The sequence below is a fragment of the Vibrio sp. GJ43-1 genome (assembly GCF_055808835.1).
Genome location: NZ_CM147884.1, coordinates 1,440,241 through 1,458,557, shown reverse-complemented (window position 1 = coordinate 1,458,557; position 18,317 = coordinate 1,440,241). Strand labels below are relative to the sequence as shown.

General features: G+C 44.0%; 10 protein-coding genes and 5 pseudogenes. 5 read left to right on the top strand and 10 right to left on the bottom strand.

Annotated elements, in window-relative coordinates:
• Positions 1-21: 21 nt before the first annotated feature.
• The gene (gene uvrC, locus AC0L66_RS07035; RefSeq protein ID WP_265673488.1) at positions 22-1,854 is read right to left on the bottom strand and encodes an excinuclease ABC subunit UvrC; all 1,833 of its coding nucleotides are present in this window, start codon (positions 1,852-1,854) and stop codon (positions 22-24) included.
• Positions 1,854-2,498, bottom strand: coding sequence for a UvrY/SirA/GacA family response regulator transcription factor (gene uvrY / locus AC0L66_RS07030; RefSeq protein ID WP_250616787.1), 645 nt, complete (start codon positions 2,496-2,498; stop codon positions 1,854-1,856). The genes uvrC and uvrY overlap by 1 nt, the downstream gene beginning before the upstream one ends.
• A gap of 492 nt (positions 2,499-2,990) precedes the next feature.
• Here uvrY and AC0L66_RS07025 point away from each other — a divergent pair.
• Positions 2,991-5,370: pseudogene (locus AC0L66_RS07025) on the top strand (DNA polymerase II).
• Positions 5,371-5,399: 29 nt separating this feature from the next.
• Here the strand turns inward: AC0L66_RS07025 and AC0L66_RS07020 are convergent.
• Positions 5,400-6,166 (bottom strand): annotated as a pseudogene (locus AC0L66_RS07020) (nucleotidyltransferase domain-containing protein).
• A gap of 216 nt (positions 6,167-6,382) precedes the next feature.
• Here AC0L66_RS07020 and yeiP point away from each other — a divergent pair.
• Together yeiP and AC0L66_RS07010 are read left to right on the top strand one after the other, a co-directional pair.
• Positions 6,383-6,949 (top strand): elongation factor P-like protein YeiP, encoded by a 567-nt coding sequence (gene yeiP / locus AC0L66_RS07015; RefSeq protein ID WP_250616785.1) that lies wholly within the window; start codon positions 6,383-6,385, stop codon positions 6,947-6,949.
• Positions 6,950-6,953: 4 nt separating this feature from the next.
• Positions 6,954-7,271 (top strand): HI1450 family dsDNA-mimic protein, encoded by a 318-nt coding sequence (locus AC0L66_RS07010; RefSeq protein ID WP_265673486.1) that lies wholly within the window; start codon positions 6,954-6,956, stop codon positions 7,269-7,271.
• Positions 7,272-7,401: 130 nt separating this feature from the next.
• Here the strand turns inward: AC0L66_RS07010 and AC0L66_RS07005 are convergent, their stop codons facing one another.
• The 3 genes from AC0L66_RS07005 to AC0L66_RS06995 form a co-directional block, all read right to left on the bottom strand.
• Positions 7,402-7,935, bottom strand: a complete 534-nt coding sequence (locus AC0L66_RS07005; RefSeq protein ID WP_265673485.1) for a phosphatase PAP2 family protein — start codon at positions 7,933-7,935, stop codon at positions 7,402-7,404.
• Positions 7,936-8,041: 106 nt separating this feature from the next.
• A complete protein-coding gene (locus AC0L66_RS07000; protein ID WP_265673484.1) occupies positions 8,042-8,428 on the bottom strand; it encodes a DUF2750 domain-containing protein in 387 nt (128 codons plus the stop codon).
• A gap of 152 nt (positions 8,429-8,580) precedes the next feature.
• The gene (locus AC0L66_RS06995; protein WP_265673483.1) at positions 8,581-9,486 is read right to left on the bottom strand and encodes a manganese-dependent inorganic pyrophosphatase; all 906 of its coding nucleotides are present in this window, start codon (positions 9,484-9,486) and stop codon (positions 8,581-8,583) included.
• 207 nt (positions 9,487-9,693) lie between these two features.
• Between AC0L66_RS06995 and AC0L66_RS06990 the strand changes: the two are divergent.
• Positions 9,694-11,005 (top strand): annotated as a pseudogene (locus AC0L66_RS06990) (putative manganese transporter).
• 148 nt (positions 11,006-11,153) lie between these two features.
• Here the strand turns inward: AC0L66_RS06990 and AC0L66_RS06985 are convergent.
• The 4 genes and pseudogenes from AC0L66_RS06985 to torE form a co-directional block, all read right to left on the bottom strand.
• Entirely contained in the window at positions 11,154-12,908 is a 1,755-nt protein-coding gene (locus tag AC0L66_RS06985) for a glycoside hydrolase family 36 protein (RefSeq protein WP_473568861.1), read from the bottom strand.
• Between the two features lie 115 nt (positions 12,909-13,023).
• Positions 13,024-15,487, bottom strand: a pseudogene (gene torA / locus AC0L66_RS06980) (trimethylamine-N-oxide reductase TorA).
• 23 nt (positions 15,488-15,510) lie between these two features.
• On the bottom strand, positions 15,511-16,692 hold the full coding sequence (torC, locus tag AC0L66_RS06975; RefSeq protein WP_265673479.1) for a pentaheme c-type cytochrome TorC: 1,182 nt from the start codon (positions 16,690-16,692) through the stop codon (positions 15,511-15,513).
• A gap of 43 nt (positions 16,693-16,735) precedes the next feature.
• Positions 16,736-16,912 carry a trimethylamine N-oxide reductase system protein TorE gene (gene torE / locus AC0L66_RS06970; RefSeq protein ID WP_250616776.1) on the bottom strand — a complete coding sequence of 59 codons (177 nt, stop codon included), beginning with the start codon at positions 16,910-16,912 and terminating at the stop codon, positions 16,736-16,738.
• A gap of 436 nt (positions 16,913-17,348) precedes the next feature.
• On the opposite strand from torE, the pseudogene AC0L66_RS06965 reads away from it, so the two are divergent.
• A pseudogene (locus tag AC0L66_RS06965) lies at positions 17,349-18,145 on the top strand (ABC transporter permease).
• The last annotated feature ends 172 nt before the right edge of the window (positions 18,146-18,317 follow it).

The window sequence follows — 18,317 nt, the reverse complement described above, 5'->3', positions numbered from 1 at the left end:
CTTTATGTTGCGGGATTTTCACTAGTGTTTCAATGCTTGATAGATGTTTTCTGCCAAAGAAATACTAATTCCGGGCACTTTGGCGATTTCTTCTACAGTTGCACGCTTCAATTCTTGTAAGCCACCCATATACTTAAGCAAAGCTTGACGGCGTTTTGGTCCAACACCTTCAATCCCTTCTAGTGGACTGGTTCTTCTTGCCTTTGCACGTTTAGCTCTGTGCCCAGCAATCGCATGATTGTGACTTTCATCACGAATATGCTGTATTAGATGCAGGGCCGGAGCATCACTGGGCAAATTAAACTCATCACCTTGTGGCGTAATCAGTGTTTCTAAACCGGGCTTTCGAGTCACACCTTTCGCGATACCAATCAACAGCGGCAGCTTAGGCCATTCTCCCCAATATTTCGAAACAATCTCGACAGCACGATTGAGCTGACCTTTCCCGCCATCGATAAAAATAATGTCTGGAATTTTATCTACATCGACTTTTGAGTAACGGCGGTCTAATACCTGCCCCATCGCCGCATAATCATCACCACCAGTAATGCCGGTAATGTTATAACGACGATACTCTTGTTTTACCGGACCTTCTTGGTTAAATACGACACAAGATGCGATGGTGTTCTCACCCATCGTATGACTAATATCAAAACACTCCATGCGTGTAATACTGTCTAGTTTAAAGACTTTCTGCAACGCCTTAAAGCGTTGATTAACAGTCATCTTGTGATTAATTTTACTGGTGATAGCCGTCAATGCATTGGTGTTAGAAAGCTTAAGGTATTGCCCACGAGACCCTGAAGGATCAGTGTTGAAGGTCACTTTTCGCCCCGCGATGTCTGACAGCCCAGCTTGTAAAACCACCATATCTTCAATAAGGCCACTATTAAGAATAATGCGGCTTGGAATCGTGCGAGATTCACTCTGATTTAAATAGTACTGACTTAAGAAGCTGTAAAACACTTCATGTTGTTCTGTGTCGACCGGAATTTTGGGGAAATGGCTGCGGCTGCCGAGTATCTTTCCTTGGCGAATCATCAGAATATGAATACAAGCAACGCCATTTTCTTGTGCATACCCCAATACATCCATGTCATCATCGCTGTCCTCGGAAACAAATTGCTGTTCTTGAACACGACGAATAGCTTGGATTTGATCGCGAAACTTTGCCGCGTCTTCAAACTTAAGGCTCCGACTGGCTTCATCCATTTTGTCAACAAGCAGTTGTAATACATGCTTATCTTTCCCTTGTAAGAAAAGACGAACATAACCAACCAATTCTTGATAGTCGTCATCCGAGATAATGCGACTAACACAAGGCCCTGCGCACCGTCCAATTTGATACATCAAACAAGGTCGACTTCGGTTGCCATAAACGGAATCTTCACACTGACGCACAGGGAAAATCTTTTGGATAAGGTGTAATGTTTGACGCACCGCCCCTGAGTCAGGGTAAGGACCAAAATATTCGCCTTTACGTCGACGAGCCCCTCTGTGCAGCGACAATCGAGGATGCTTATGATTAGAAATGAAAATGTACGGATAAGACTTGTCGTCTCGTAATAAGACGTTGTACTTCGGTAGGTATTGCTTAATGTAGTTATGTTCTAAGATCAGTGCTTCGGTTTCAGTGTGGGTCACTGTCACGTCAATTTTATCGATATGACTAACCAAAGCGCGCGTCTTTTCACGGTCAACTTTCTTACGAAAATAGCTCGCCAACCGTTTTTTTAGATCTTTTGCTTTGCCAACATATATCACCACCGACTCGGCGTCATACATTCGATAGACGCCGGGTTGGTTGGTCACTGTTTTTAAAAAAGAGATTGAATCAAAGGTTGGGTCTGACACTACAATGTCTCAGTATCTAACATTCCGTGTCTGATCGCTAAGTGAGTCAGTTCAACATCGCCATTAATATCCAACTTACTAAATAAGCGATATCGATAGCTGTTAACCGTCTTTGGGCTAAGACTAAGCTGTTCAGAAATATCCGTCACTTTTTGCCCCTTAGTGATCATCATCATGATCTGAAGCTCGCGCTCAGACAAATCTTTAAATGGATTTTCTGAAGCCGAAGAAAACTGACTCAAAGCCATTTGTTGGGCAATTTCAGGTGAGATGTAGCGCTGTCCGCTATGAACTAAGCGAATTGCGTTAACCATTTCATCAGGCGCTGCGCCTTTGGTCAAATAACCTGCTGCCCCCGCTTGCATCACTTTGGTTGGAAACGGATTTTCGGTATGTACTGTTAGTACGATGATCTTAACGTCTGGATTATGGCGAAGAATTTTTTTCGTTGCTTCTAAACCACCAATTCCGGGCATATTCATGTCCATTAAAATAACGTCTACATGATTGTTACGACACCATTTTACAGACTCTTCACCACTGTCAGCTTCCCCTGCTACGTTCATTCCACGGACGTCTTCTATAATACGTCGGATCCCTGTGCGAACCAGTTCGTGATCATCTACAAGGAAAACATTAATCAAACTTGTATCTCCACACTTATTTATTGGCTCTGCGACCACTCAAGGTTAGTGGATAGCAGCTTAGCTGCGTATCATATCGCAAATTATACAAAAAAGCTTTCGCGCAAATCGTGCACGACCGCAAACTTTGATAAACACATTACGATGAAGTGATAGCACCGTCAATCATAAAAACTTAAAAATCATTAGGTTACAAAGTATACAACCAAGTACTCGGTCGCTGTAAGCCTTCGTTTTATCACAACAATTTGATCTTTTGCCCTATGAAACTGCCCCCACATGATTATCTAATTAATCGTTAAAATACGATACAAATCACTATTATAAAATCATCATCAACACGGCTAAAATCGAAATTGACACTTAAGTTTAGCTTATGTCGGTAAATTTTCTCTCTTTGCTGAGCTTTGATACACTAAAACAAATTCGCTTTTATCAGCCACTGAGTATTGCGTAATAATTAATCTTATTTGTGGCTATTTAGGATCCCCTTTGGACATTAGTACTGGTTTTCTTCTTACGCGCCAAGCGCGAGACACACATACAGGGCCTGTCATTGAATTATGGCTGACGACAGAAGAAGGACCAGCGCAACTACTGATTGATGACCAACAGCCTGTTTTTTTTGTTCCACAAACTAGTCTACACACCGTCACCGCTCTCGCGGAGTCACTAAACGTGGCTATCGCTCCTAAAGAGATTGCACTGAAAAGCTTTGCTGACGAAGCACTGACTGCTGTCTACTGCCGCAGTATTAGCGACTCGCGTAAACTCGCAGAATCCTTAAAAAACACTGACATTCTAGTTCTTGAAAGTGACATTAAATTAGCCGATCGCTTTTTGATGGAACGTTTTATTCAAGGCAGCTTAACATTTACTGGGCAACGACGAATCATCAACCCTGGCCAGCCTAATCAATTTACCCAAGTTAGTAATGCCAAGGTGAAAGCGGGTAAGCATACCCCTAAGCTTAATGTGCTATCCATAGATATAGAGTGCTCGGAAAAAGGTCAGCTTTATTCCATTGGTTTCGATGCTGAAAATGACAGTCGGGTGATCATGGTTGGTCAACCACAAGTGGCTGACACAACCATCCAATGGGTTAACGACGAAAAATCGCTACTCATTGCGCTAAACCAATGGTTTAAGAACTTCAATCCGGACGTCATCATTGGTTGGAGTGTCATCGATTTTGATTTCAAATTACTGCAAAAGCGAGCTGAACTTCATCGAATAGCACTCAACCTTGGACGCAATGAACAACGGATTTATTTCCGTACGTTGCAATCTAGCGGACAAAGCTTCATCAACATACCTGGTCGAGTTGTTCTCGACGGGATAGATACGTTAAAGACGGCAACGTATCACTTTTCGCTCTTGGTCTCTAGAAGCCGTCTCTCAAGAACTACTTGGCGAAGGTAAAGCGATACACAATGCTCATGACCGTATGGATGAGATTAACGCCATGTATCATGGCGACAAACCTGCACTCGCAAAATACAACCTGCAAGACTGTGTGCTAGTAAACCGTATTTTTAAGGCGACACATTTACTCGACTTCGCCATTGAACGAACACGACTAACTGGTGTGGAATTGGATCGTGTGGGCGGCTCTGTTGCAGCATTCACCAATCTATATCTCCCTCGTCTCCACCGCGCTCAATATGCGGCTCCAAACCTTCACCCTGAAAACTGGATTGCCAGCCCTGGTGGGTATGTGATGGACTCGATCCCAGGACTCTACGACTCCGTATTAGTATTAGATTTTAAAAGCCTTTACCCTTCGATTATTCGCTCATTTTTAATTGACCCGATGGGACTTATTGAAGGCTTAAAGCTAGAGATAGGTCGACATGATTCACAGGCGATTGCAGGATTTCGCGGCGGTCAATTTCACAGAACTCAGCATTTTCTTCCAAATTTAATTGAAGAGCTTTGGAAGGCTCGTGACGTGGCAAAAGCTAATCAAGAAAAGGCATTTTCTCAAGCTATAAAAATCATCATGAATTCGTTTTATGGAGTATTAGGTTCATCTGGTTGCCGCTTCTTCGATACTCGCCTTGCATCATCTATCACGATGCGTGGACATGAAATAATGAAAACAACAAAGGTTCTCATAGAACAACAAGGCTATCAGGTTATTTATGGGGATACAGACTCTATATTTGTCTCTCTCAACGGTAGCTATAACAACGACAAGGCTGATGGTATTGGCAATCAACTCGTGACGTACATTAATGAATGGTGGACACAGCACTTGCTTGATGAGTATCAACTAACCTCAATACTTGAGTTGGAGTATGAAACCCATTACGGCAAATTTTTAATGCCAACAATACGCGGCTCAGAGACCGGGTCAAAAAAGCGCTACGCCGGACTTCAGCGCACCTCTGAAGGAGAAAAGCTCATATTTAAAGGATTAGAAAGTGCTCGCACCGATTGGACACCGCTCGCGCAAGAGTTTCAACAAACACTGTATCAAATGATTTTTACCGGGCAAGATCCAGACGATTATATCCGCGCAACCGTAGAATCGACAGCAAATGGCGATAATGACCATAAACTGGTCTATCAAAAGCGTCTCCGAAGAAGGCTGCATGAATACGTAAAAAATATTCCACCGCAGGTAAGAGCGGCACGAATGGCAGACCAAATGAATCAACAATTAGGGCGTCCGTTGCAATACCAGAATAAAGGTCGTATTGAGTACCTCATTACCGTCAACGGCCCCGAACCAAAGGACTATCGCTTGTCAGCCATTGATTACCAACATTACATTGATAAACAATTGAGGCCCGTCGCCGACGCTATTTTGCCTTTTATCGACAAGAATTTTGATGATCTTAGTGCGCCACAAATGGGGCTATTTTAGCGGTCGAGACAAGGTACACTCATATATCGCTAACCGATTCTAAATTCAGTTTTTTTGTACTCGCTGACTAGCCACTGACCAAAGTCGTCCAACAACGCAACCACCGAGCGTTTGGGGATCACTCGTGGTCCCAACAGAATCTCAAGACGTTCTATTACTATTCGCTTTTCTGGATAATGGACAAGAAATTGTTGAGCGCACTGATGCGGCTCGTCATACCATCGTTTTGTTTTAGGCATGATCAAACCATAAGCGGCACGAAGCAGCTTTTTAGCCATCTCTCGCTGCGCTTTTAATAGCGCCTTATCTGTGTTCGCGACCGCAATACGGTGCCTAAGGATGGGCACGGATTGTCCTATGTCCATATTCCACTGCTTCGCAATTTCCCAACTTGCGACATAGTCACCAAAGCACTCAGCAAGATCATCACCATGGACGCATACGCAGCATTGCTTCAATAAAAACCCCCAGGTAAATAATGCGTCTAAAGACACGACATCATTGATGACGGTGCTTCGGATCGAAACCGCATCAACAAATGGGAAGTTTTTTTGAAATCGCCAATCAATGGTATTGAAAACTTTTTTTGGCTCGCCGAAAGCGACGATTGCGTCACGACCACCACATTGAGGTCTGACACACCAGCAATCGCCCTACCCTGAGCAACAGAACCATAAATATAGACACTATGAAGGTCATCCCTAAGCGCACTTTTTAAGCACATAAGTAAGTCCTTTATCGCGGTATGATAAGTGACTTGTGGGATCGGTAAAGAGTTGAGGGTAATCGGCTGCACTGGCGCTATCGTATAAGAAGTAACATGCCCCCATATTACTGACACCTCTGCCTAGATTCAATTCACTTAACCGATACGTAGGCTATCGTTTTCTCGGCCATCCTTGTCACAGGATAAATTCTTCGCAAAGTTTCCTGTTGCGAACAGTTGTTTCTTGAGCAAATCAACCATTCGGTCGTATAATTGACTGTCTAATTTAAACGAAGGAAAAATTTCATGCCAAAGGCAAGTGAGCTTAAAAAAGGTTTTGCGATTGAGTCAAATGGTAAGACGTTGCTAATCAAAGATATCGAGATTACCACTCCTGGTGGTCGTGGCGGAGCAAAGATCTACAAATTGCGCTGTACTGATTTAGCAACGGGCTCAAAAATCGAAGAACGATATAAGTCTGATGAACTTGTTGATACCGTTGAAATGAGCAAAAGAAACGTGACGTTTTCTTACGTAGATGGCGACGAGTACATCTTCATGGACAATGAAGACTACACTCAATTTACCTTCAAACACAACGAGATCGAAGATGACCTACTGCTCATCAATGAAGAAACTCAAGGTGTGCAAGTTGTCTTGATTAATGGCAACGCTGCAGGTCTAGAACTACCATCATCGGTAGAGTTAGTCATTGAAGAAACGGACCCATCTATCAAAGGTGCATCGGCATCTGCTCGCTCTAAGCCTGCACGTTTTGCTACTGGCCTAACTATTCAAGTGCCAGAGTACATCGCAACAGGTGATCGCGTTGTGATCAATACCGCTGAACGCAAATACATGAACCGAGCTTAATATTATGTCTGAACTGATTTCATACGACGACGTCATCGATGCCGCTTACGACATCTTCCTAGAGATGGCGCCGGATAACCTTGAAGCCGCAGATGTCATCCTGTTTACGGCGCAATTTGAAGACCGAGGCGCTGCCGAGCTCGTTGAGACGGGAGAAGATTGGCCTGAACATGTTGGCTTCGCTGTTGATGAAACCTTTGCCGAAGTACGTATCGGACTCGTAAACGAAGAAGATGACGTCCTAGATGATGTGTTTGCTCGCCTACTCGTTAGCCGAGACCCAGACAATAAGTTCTGCCATATTCTGTGGAAAAGAGACTAATTTTTTCCGCTGAATGTGACAAAAATTGCCTAATAAAAAGCTCAGCAAACGCTGAGCTTTTTTATGTCCCACTCACAGATATAGCGTGACCAAACGTCTCATTACCAAACACTTCACCCCCGCTACGTGACTACCACACATAGGTGACCGACACGCCTGAGCTATGCGGCGTTGCCCAAGGCAGCAGCTGCACCTTTGGATCCAACTTATCGGTAAAGAGCCACCCAGTGAATACGCCAATTGCGGCACCAGCGGCAACATCACGCCAATAATGTTTATTGGCTTGTACCCGTCCAACACCAACGAGCGTCGCAACACCGTAAGCAGGTAAACCGACTTGCCAACCATGACGAATATGTAACGTCGTGGCTGAAGCAAAAGCATTAGCAGTATGATTGGAAGGAAAGCTCTTATTATCGCTGCCATCCGGGCGTGGCGCATCAATAGTATGCTTACCAATTAAGCCAATAGCGGACGCCGAACCAATACTGAGTCCCGCCTGCCAAACACCATCCCAATCTTCTTGATACGCAGGCAAACCCGCGGCAAGTCCAACTAATCCATAAGCACCAATATCGCTAAAGGTATCCCATCCTTGGCTGTTAGAGGCGAGCCCTAACGGACTTATCACTAAGCAAGAAAAAAACAGTAAAAATCTTGGCATAACAAACTTTAATCCATTCACATCAAGGCGATAATTCTACCTGAGCTAGCTATAGTTGCATACCAAGATGGTTGTTTTATCAAACTTGCATTGATAAGACTATTGATTAACGGACTTTTGACGCCTGTTTCTTCAGTTCAAAATCAAACTCATCAGGGAAGAGCACTACCCCTTCTTCATTTTGATTCGGAAACACAACAACAGCCAGTTCATCGTCTTCAAGACCCATTGTCCAGCGGCTGTGCCATTTGTTCAATGAAATAGATTCCGCCTTACATTCAGACCACTCGCCCGTTGCCCATTGCAGCGCAAACTCTTCATTAGGCCAAACTGGAACACAATCTTCTTCTTCACTATTTAGCATCACACAGCCATGCTCGTCGGTAAGAATCCAGATCTGACGCTCTTGCACCATTGTCTTCACGCTGTACTTTAGACGTTTTTCTTCGTCGTAACGTGCAATTTCTTCGATTTGATTTTGCTCTAATGCCATGATGTTATGCCTTTTGTAGAGAGTCACTGTCGGTACAATGTTATACCTAATAAAAAACCCTAGCATCTAAATTTGTTTATAGGTCAATGACCATCTAACGCAAACGACACTAGGGCTTAGTTAATCGACATATTTGTCAGGTGAGATAGTGATTAAACCAACTCACCTTGAAGCCAAGGCCAACCTTGCTTCTTACGACTTAGCGTATTTTCCATCATCAACATGCCGTCTTTTTCATGCTTCGCAAGCTTCGCAGCCCACTCACCTTTGTAAATCAAACGGGTTTGTGCTGTTGTGATGTCTGTTAGCATCACTGCCGCGAATGCAAGGGCATCTTCGTCACAACGACGAGTCAGATCTTGCTCTAGCGCTTCGATCATGCCGTCTACTTGCTCTAACGTTGCAAGCTCAACTTGGCCAACCACAACGTCACGGCCATTAAATGGGTATGCTTTAAGATCTTTTTCAACCAGCTCTGCTGCTGAAAGACCTTCAATGTTGGTTTTTGCAATCAATAGCTCTTTAATGAACAGCTCTAAGTCTGTAATACCCGCAATTTTTGCCAACTCTTCTACTGCATCTTTGTCTTTTTGCGTACAGGTAGGAGAAGCAAACCCTACCGTATCAGACAAGATTGCAGACATCATTAGGATAGCAAGTGGACGAGTAATCTCAGCTTGCTCCATTTTGAATAGGTTAAACAAAATAGTACAAGTACAACCCACTGGCCAGATCCATGCTTCCAATGGATTCACTGTCATCACGTCACCTAAACGGTGGTGGTCAACAATGCCAAGGATCTCAGCGTCATTAATATCATCTGGTGCTTGAGCCAGATCGGTATAGTCCACTAACCATACTTTTTCGCCCGCAACACTTGTGCGAAGTTCAGGTTGGTCGACACCCGCAGTTTCAAGAATGTGCTGAGTTTCACGATTGATTTCACCTTGACGAATAGGTTTCGCTTCAAGGCCACGTGCTTTTAGTAGTTCTGTCGCTACTAGTGCACCACAAATGCTATCACTATCCGGGTTTTTATGACCGACAACTAGAATCATTATATTTCCTAACTATGTTTGATCTTGTGGGTGTACGCCCCACGACAACTGCTCATAAGGGCGATACTTTACCTGATTTTGTGAATTTGTCATCGCTTGTAAGCGGTTTTAGTGAATTTCTTGACCGATAAAACACCAAAAACAATATTGATAATCATTATCAATATTGTACAATGAGAACGACTCTCATTTACATTGGTGCACTATATGGAACAAACTAGAAGAATTCGTGGCTTATATGGGTTGTCTTTATCACAATTCAAACCTGCGTATAAACGTCTGTTACTACCCATAACTATGGTTGCGCTACTAATCAGTAAACCTACTAGCCTCATTGCGGTTACGGCGCTTTCAGACGCCTATTGGGCGGTATCTTGTTATGTCGTTTTCACACTCGCCGTTTATCATTATATCTCTAGATTGCTCTCTCAAAAAAATGCGCTTGTAGAACTCTACCAACACTCAGCCAGTCACCAAGTCGTATTCTCATCATTATTAGGCGCATTACCTGGCTGTGGCGGCGCTATCATCGTCACCACACAATTTGTGTCGGGTAAAGTTGGCTTTGGCTCCGTGGTTGCTGTTTTGACCGCAACGATGGGAGACGCTGCGTTTTTGATTTTAGCGAGTAAACCAAGTATCGGATTTGGGTTAATTGCAGTCGGTGTCGTGGTAGGGATCGTGACGGGACTTATCGTTAATGCCATTCACAAGCCCGATTTCCTTCGCCCTAAATTAACTGAATTTGTGCAAACGCTTACACCTAAATCAGCCCGCACGTTGAGCGATACGCAAGCGATGCCAATAGAGCAATCATCGACTTTTGATACTCAATGTCGTTGTAGCAAGAATGAAGATGCACCCCTCCAAAACCATCCCTTCCAAAACAGTCCGGTTCAAACAATGGCGATCAACCTTCAAGGATTATTTTGGAAATGGTTAATCATTCCGTCGCTGGCTGTTGCATTTACCATGTCTTTCCAAGTAGATGTGAACGAGCTTCTTGGTTTAAAACCACTAACGATCGAATGGCTTGGTGCGATTTTAGCGGTAATCACGATGTCGCTATGGGCATTTACCAAAGAAATCGTGGATTATGAGAGCACTGTCGGTGAAGATAAAAAACGGTCTACCTCACACCCGATGCAAAAAGCGGCTCAAGATACTCACTTTGTTAGCGCTTGGGTGATTGTGGCCTTCTTAGCTTTCGAAATTACACTTCATTTCTCGCACATTGACCTTAGCCACTCGCTTAACGGTTGGGGTGTCTATATGCCTTTACTAGGTATGCTAGTCGGCCTACTCCCTGGCTGCGGCCCTCAGATCCTCATTACCAGTCTATATCTCACTGGCGCCGTACCCATGTCCACCCAGCTTTCCAATGCAATTTCAAACGATGGCGATGCGCTATTCCCTGCAATAGCAATGGCCCCCAAAGCTGCGTTGGTGGCCACGGTCTATTCTGCATTGCTAAGCACTTATCGTGGGCTACAGTTACTACTGGTTATTTGAGAGCTAACGTTATGTGGAGCTTAAATTATAGGAGCTTAAGTTATAGGAGCGTAAAGTTATGTAGGTCTAAAGCCGTTTAAGACTTAGGTTCTCTAATAGAGCTATATTCTCCAAAAGATTTAGGCTCTCCAACAGACTTAGATTCTCCAACAGATTTAGTACTCTTCGCTCGAAAAAACCGCGACAACAGCTCGGCTCTCACGAGCATGATTTAGCGTGATAACGTGAATATGGCTTGGTTCTTGATTTAACTTCTCTCGGGTCCAAAAATCAAACCAATCACATGGGTACTCGGATGCCAATGTATAGTCAGTCCCGTCTTCTGTGTACTGAAATAAGCAGTGAAGACGGCGCTGTTCGGTTAGCTTTAACATCGAGTGATTCATCGTCAATGATTGAAACACTGACGTGTTATTGGTTTGTTTTTGCCGAGTAACTAAGCTCTCGAGCGTTTCTTTTGCAAAGGGCGTCAATTCCGGCAATGGATCACCAGACAACAATACGCCACCTGATGCTAACAGCACATTACGGTGAAACTCATAGCTTGAACGATCGGTACCCTGATTAGGTAAAGACGTCAACGTCACACAATCTGGATCGATCAACCATAAACGTTGATGCTGCCAGCTACGCAAAAACGTTTCTTTCGCTATTTGCTCAAAACGATGCGCATCACGCTCCACATCATCAGAGACACGCATCGCGTCAACTAAACCTAAGGATGGCCACATCGGCGCATTACAGCCTAAAACTAGCGCCTCTCCAGCACCTTCAGTAATAGCTTGCATACCTAATCGATACGCCTCGACACCAGTCACACCTGGACGATAGCGTTGACCTTTTAATGTCCCCCAATAGTTAGCATCAAGCTTAAATAGCTCAATCCCCCACTCTTCTCGCATGGTTTTGACGACGTGAGTAAGGTGCGCTAAGACTTCTGGGTTAGAACAATCTAAGATATACCAAGGCGTGCACCGCCAGCCGCCATATGTCACATCTTCTGCTTTCAATGCCGTATCATCAGAATGCTTGAGAAACCAATCTGGATGTTGCTGGAAAATCTCTGATTCAGCCTGAGCAATAAAAGGAGCGATCCAAATTGCAGGTTTCTTGCCTTTGGAGCGAATGCTCTCAATAAGCGCTTTTACGCCACCTTCAAACTTATCCGATGGTGTTAGCCAGTCGCCCATAAAGGCTTGATAACCGTCGTCAAGTAGCACCCACTCAAGCATCTCTTGTTCTTGTTCCATCACCTGAACATTATCAAGCACATTTTGGCGATCAACATCAGCATAGTATGCGTACCAAGAGCACCAGCCTATTGGGCTTGGCTGAGACACACCGACTTTAGCAGGGTGGTGGCTCGCGATGATGTCCGCAAACTGACTAAACACTGAATCCATAGTATCGCTATGTAATACCACCAGCGACTCTAACTGATTACTTTCCCAAGATTGAGGCGCACTGTCCTCTCCATCAATAAACGCTAAAACATCAATACCTTGAGTTGTAGTATGCAACTCAAAATAACCAGAAAAACGATGGCAGGATGTAAAGCCAAACAGTGTAAATCCAGAAGATTGCTCAATAACTAGGTAGTTATAAAAACGCTTGGGCGCATCTTCATCATAAATCCGGTAGCTTGCACTATTATCCGGACATCGACCGATATCAACGAGTTGATTCACCGTTCCTGATGTCTGGCACAGCATTTGGAAACCATCGCCCAGTAACATGGCATCAGATTCAACTTGGTTCTCAAATCGAGTTAACGCAGTACGAGAAGCTAACGGTTCAAAATTTAAGCTCGTGTATTCAAAATAGAGCTCGCCATTGCACTTAGTAATACTGATGTTAGGGTTGATAGCCAGTGCATCAACCTCTTTTGAGAATGGAATATATTCGGTCATACGTCCTCGACCTAGTTAATAGATTACTTAATTAGTATATTCCCAGACAAAAAAAAACCCATTCAAATGAATGGGTTTTGTGTACTACTTAAAACTCTGTACGGTTAAATTCTCACTAGATGACTTCGATCGGTCCACCGAACGCGGTCACTGGTGGTACTTTACCTGTGAACTTCTCAAAACTCACCAAACAGGTATTCGCTGACGTTGCCTGCGCTAATTCAGATGTTGGAATATCCTGCGTCAATGTATTTGGATCGCCATACGTATCTAACGCGCCAATCTTGTTATCAATTGGACCGTACCATGCGCCTTCTTCGATTCTGACAACGCCTGGGGCGTAGCTATCCGTTAAGACTGCACCTGCAAGTAATTGTCCGCGGTCATTAAAGACTCGAACCAAGTCACCATCTTTGATGCCTTTTGTTTTTGCATCTTTAGGGTTAATGTAAATTGGTTCACGTCCTTGCACCGTATACGTTGCGCGGAACTCTTCCGACTCACACATTTGCGAGTGCAAACGCTTGTCTGGGTGACAAGACTGTAGCCAATATGGATGCGCTTTTGAGCCTGGTCCACCGTGTGAACGCTCAGATTTTTCAAACCACATTGGGTGCTCTTGGCAGTGCTCGTAGCCCATGTTACCAACCGTACGGCTCGTAATTTCAATAAAACCAGACGGTGTGCCTAAAGCGTTAATCTCTGGATCTTCACGGAAATCAGCATGACGAACCCAAGACTTACCTGTACCGAAGTCTAGATAACCTTTCTCCCAGAATTCGTCAAACTCAGGCATCTCAAACTTACCTTTGTTTGCTTCTCTACAGCCATCATAGAGTGATTTAACCCATTCCATTTCCGACATACCGCGAGTGTAGTCTTCATAACGGCCCCAACGACGAGTCAGATTCGCCATGATCTCGAAGTCAGATTTAGACTGGAACATAGGGTCTACAAGCTTATTCATCGCCACTAGGCCACGACCAGAGTACGCACCGTAACCATCGATATCATTACGCTCATACTGCGTACATGCAGGTAGTACGATATCAGACTGACGACATGTGGCCGTCCAAGCGAAATCAATCGCCACAACGGTATGCAAAGACCTAAAGGCTTTGTGCATTCTGTTACGGTCTTGATGATGGTGCCAAGGGTTATTACCACTAAATACCATCATTTTTAGGTTCGGCAACGTCACCGTTGAACCGTTCGATTTAATCTTTTTACCTGGCTCTAGAAGGCTATCTACCCAACGAGCAACCGGAATCACGCGACTATAACCATTAAAGTCTTGATTGGTGTATTTAGGCTTCTGCCCTTGGTCAATGTTCAATGGGAATGAACCCGGGGCCGCAAATCCGGTCGCTCGGTACGCCGATACCAGAATAATGGTGGCCGTAGGAAATACCACCACCAGGCAAACCAATTTGACCAATCATTGCCGCAAGTACTGCGCACATCCAGTATGGTTGCTCACCGTGCTCTTGGCGCTGGACACTCCAACCCACCATGATCTGAGTGCGACCATTCACCAACATACGAGCAAATTTACGGATTTCTTCTGGGCTTACCCCGCAGATTTCCGACGCCCATTCCGGCGTTTTCTCAACGTTATCTTTGGTTTTACCCTGAACATAACCAATAAAGTCTTCGAAACCTAAACAGTAAGTGTCGATAAACTTCTTGTCGTAAAGGTTTTCATTGTAAAGAACGTGAGCAACACCCAGCATGAACGGTACATCAGTTTGCGGATTGATGTATCGTTGTTCATTGTCTAAATAGCGAGCGGTTTTATTACGAACGGGATCAACAGAAACAACATTGATCTCCTTGTTCGCAACTTTGTCTTTTAATTGCTCTAGATACGCATAAGACTGGTGGGTTTCACATGTCCAACCTACTTGTAGGTTTTTAACGGGATCATTACCCCATAGAATAATGTTGTCACTATTCTCTAAAATCAAATCCCAAGACGTACCTTGCGCATACACTTCGGTTGAACCAAGTACATACGGTAGAATAGTTTGTCCAGCACCCGTTGAGTAGTCTCCCACTTTCTTAACTGAGTAACCATGAAGCCCCATCGCGCGCTGCATATGGTTGGTGCAACTATGGAACTGACCCGTTTGACGCCAGCCCGTTTGACCGATGTGCAAAGCCCATGGACCATAGTCTTTCTGAATGGTTTCTAACTCACGATAGAAAAGATCAAGCGCTTCATCCCATGTCACACGAACAAAACGGTTGTTACCGCGTGTCTCGGCTGCGTATTTATGTTTCTTTAACCAGTCTAGACGTACCATTGGGTAACGCACTCGTGACGGGCTATAGATGATACCTTTAATGCCATTTAGCATATCAGTCGGATGCTTATCGACTTCGAATGGCTTAATTTCTTGTACTTTACCACCCCACACTCGGGCGCGAAACGCACCCCAGTGTGAGCCAGATATTTTCCAGGTCCCTTCTGTCTCTGCTGCACTAGCAGACGCCGAAGCTAACAAGCTTGGGCCGATTAGAGATGCCGCACTTGTACCTGCCACACCTTTAAGGAAGCTTCTTCGTGTAATTGCCATTTTGCTACTCCAATTAACGTCTATTAGTGGTGACCTTCAGAAAAGTCTGATGAATGCTTCTGTAGATACTTAAGCACTAGCGCTTCAGTGTCTTTATCGAAGTTCACAAATGCGATCATACCGTCTAGCATACCTACCCAACCGTTAGCACTAAAGTGTGCAACATCAGGCTGTGTATGACATGTTGAGCAGTTGGTTTGATACGCTTCACCTGCCGCGTTCCAAATTGGCGTGTAGTCAGGCAGCATGGATTCTTTTTTCATCCATAGGTTGACTGAAACTTGTTCCCAAGGAAGGCCTGTCAGCTCATCTTCTTTCTTCTCACCAACAATAACATCCGAGCTTTGTGAGACTTCTTTGGTCAAAATAGCGGTTGATATGTTCATACCAAAGTCTTCTTGAATAACACGACCAAAGCCTTTCGCTTTACGCCAGCCATCAATTTTAACTTCAATCATATCGCCTTTATCATCAACGATTGCCACTTCACTTGCCGGACTCAACAAGCCAGCTTCTGTTGCCGCTGTCGCATCGGTATAAAGTGGTAAGTGACGAATGGATACCACGTCGTTCCCTTTAGAGTAAGACGTACTGCTTGCTACTTGCTCTAAGTCGCCAACAATGCCGCTTGCACTGGCCATATCTTTTGGTAAGTGGTGGGCAATACCTTTATGACAATCAACACAACTTTGATCACGTTCTGCTGCTGATGTCATTTGAATACGCGCAGTCGGAGACATTTGCTCAAAGTCCATTGACTCATAAGCGTGACAGTTCTTACATTCTAATGATTTGTTCGCCGAGAAACGATCCCACTCATGGCGAGCAAGTTCGAGACGACGGGCCTCAAATTTCTCTGGCGTATCTAAATCACCAAAAATCTGCGCGAATACTTCCTTGGAAGCTTGCATTTTACGTGCAATTTTATCTGTCCAGTTATGGGGTACGTGACAATCTGGACACGTTGCACGAACACCGGAATCATTTTTCCAGTGAACGGTTTCCTGAAGCTCCACGTAGACGTTTTCACTCATTGTGTGACAACTAATACAGAACTCTTCAGTGTTCGTTGCTTCTAACGCGGTGTTAAAGCCGCCCCAAAAGATGACGCCCGCAATAAAACCACCAGCGGTAAGAACACCTAAACTGATGTGAACTGCGGGTCTGCTGATGGTGCGCCAAAGCTTGATTAAAAAGGATTTCATGACTTACTCTCTCGAAACTCGTAATTGATTGAATGACGGTTTATTAACCGTGAACACCTGGAGGTCCAAATACGAAGATCTGAAGCATCCACACTGTAAAACCGTAACCGCCTACGATCGCCACACTCAAGAGAGGAAAGAAAACTGCGCAGATGAAAAAGAAAGACTTCCATTCCATACCATGTTTTTCTGTGCTCTCAACTTTGTTAACATCACTCATACATTTGCCTATTTTGTATCGTGTTAAAGCTGCGATTTACTCTTATGAATAAATCAATTATTGAAACTATTCTAAGGAAAATGCTAAACCATACTGTATGTGTGGTTCAACCAATTCCGACCTCTCAACCCTTGTTAATCAACACTTTTTTGAGGTCACCCTGACTTGTTATTAATTAAATGCTGATATATAAAAATGTTAATAGATGTGAAGAAATAATACCTGTACAAGTATGTAAACAAGATCGCATTTATGCAACATTTCAGTGAATTATCCGTGCTAGAATCGGACGGAAATTCATCAAATGATAAGCACCATCGTGTCGAAATGTTACATCACCGTTAACAAGAGACAGTAAAAACCGCCAAAAATCAGTGTGTGATTTCCAATATTCCCGTAAAATATGGCCATTACTTCTTCGATGAAAATAGTGATTATGCAGGACGTCATTGATATCACTTGGTGGCAATTACTCGGATTTTCGACAACGTTATCCATTCCCTTTTGATAAGCCGATATTATAAGCTCGACTTAAACAAAGATGCTTGTATCAGTATTCTTCGAATGACAGTACAGCTCGCTCTCGTGGGCCTGTATCTTGAATATTTGTTCTATTTGGACAACGTTATTGTTAATGTGATTTGGTTAACTGTGATGGTCGTCGTTGGTGGCAGTGCGATTCTAAGCAAAGCCCGATTGCCTAAGAAGTCATTACTCCCCTATACCGTCCTATCACTGTTGATTGGTTTGTTGCCTATCGTCACAGTATTATGTGTAGTGATCATCCAACCAGTCCCTGCTTATAGCGCTCAATACGTTATCCCTCTTGCGGGTATGCTACTTGGCAACAGTCTCAGTGGGAACATTGTCGCATTGCAAAACTTTTATGGGGCATTACAGGATCGCTGGACGGAGTACGAAGCCGCAATTTCGTTAGGCGCCCCCGTCCCATTAGCCACACTACCGTTTGTGCGCCTTGCCCTACAAAAATCACTAGCACCCATTCTCGCAACCATTGCGACAACAGGATTGGTATCACTGCCCGGCATGATGACTGGTCAGATTTTAGGCGGTGCAAGTCCCCTTGTTGCCATTAAGTACCAATTGCTGATCATGCTCGCCATTTTTGTCATGATGAGTGTTTCTATCACCATTAATTTAAACCTCATTGTCCGACGAAGTTTTAGCCCTGCGGGCAAGCCTTATGCCTTACCGCAAAGTGATACTCGCTGAATAATGGTGTTGATCTATCAAAGCGCTTCAAAATATTCCATTTCGTTTACACTGCTTTCGATAGCGAGGAACACGATTCCGCCCTCGAAGTTTGCATTACAATGACGCTTCGCACGGGTAAAAAATATCTCTAAATCATGTTACACACCTACTTTGAACTTGGTTATCCACA

Bases quoted from the DNA above. Each gene is read 5' to 3' on its own strand.
- yeiP (WP_250616785.1), top strand. From the start codon at position 6,383: ATGCCAAAGGCAAGTGAGCTTAAAAAAGGTTTTGCGATTGAGTCAAAT.
- AC0L66_RS07010 (WP_265673486.1), top strand. From the start codon at position 6,954: ATGTCTGAACTGATTTCATACGACGACGTCATCGATGCCGCTTACGAC.
- AC0L66_RS07005 (WP_265673485.1), bottom strand. From the start codon at position 7,935: ATGCCAAGATTTTTACTGTTTTTTTCTTGCTTAGTGATAAGTCCGTTA.
- AC0L66_RS07000 (WP_265673484.1), bottom strand. From the start codon at position 8,428: ATGGCATTAGAGCAAAATCAAATCGAAGAAATTGCACGTTACGACGAA.
- AC0L66_RS06995 (WP_265673483.1), bottom strand. From the start codon at position 9,486: ATGATTCTAGTTGTCGGTCATAAAAACCCGGATAGTGATAGCATTTGT.
- AC0L66_RS06985 (WP_473568861.1), bottom strand. From the start codon at position 12,908: ATGACCGAATATATTCCATTCTCAAAAGAGGTTGATGCACTGGCTATC.
- torC (WP_265673479.1), bottom strand. From the start codon at position 16,692: ATGAAATCCTTTTTAATCAAGCTTTGGCGCACCATCAGCAGACCCGCA.
- torE (WP_250616776.1), bottom strand. From the start codon at position 16,912: ATGAGTGATGTTAACAAAGTTGAGAGCACAGAAAAACATGGTATGGAA.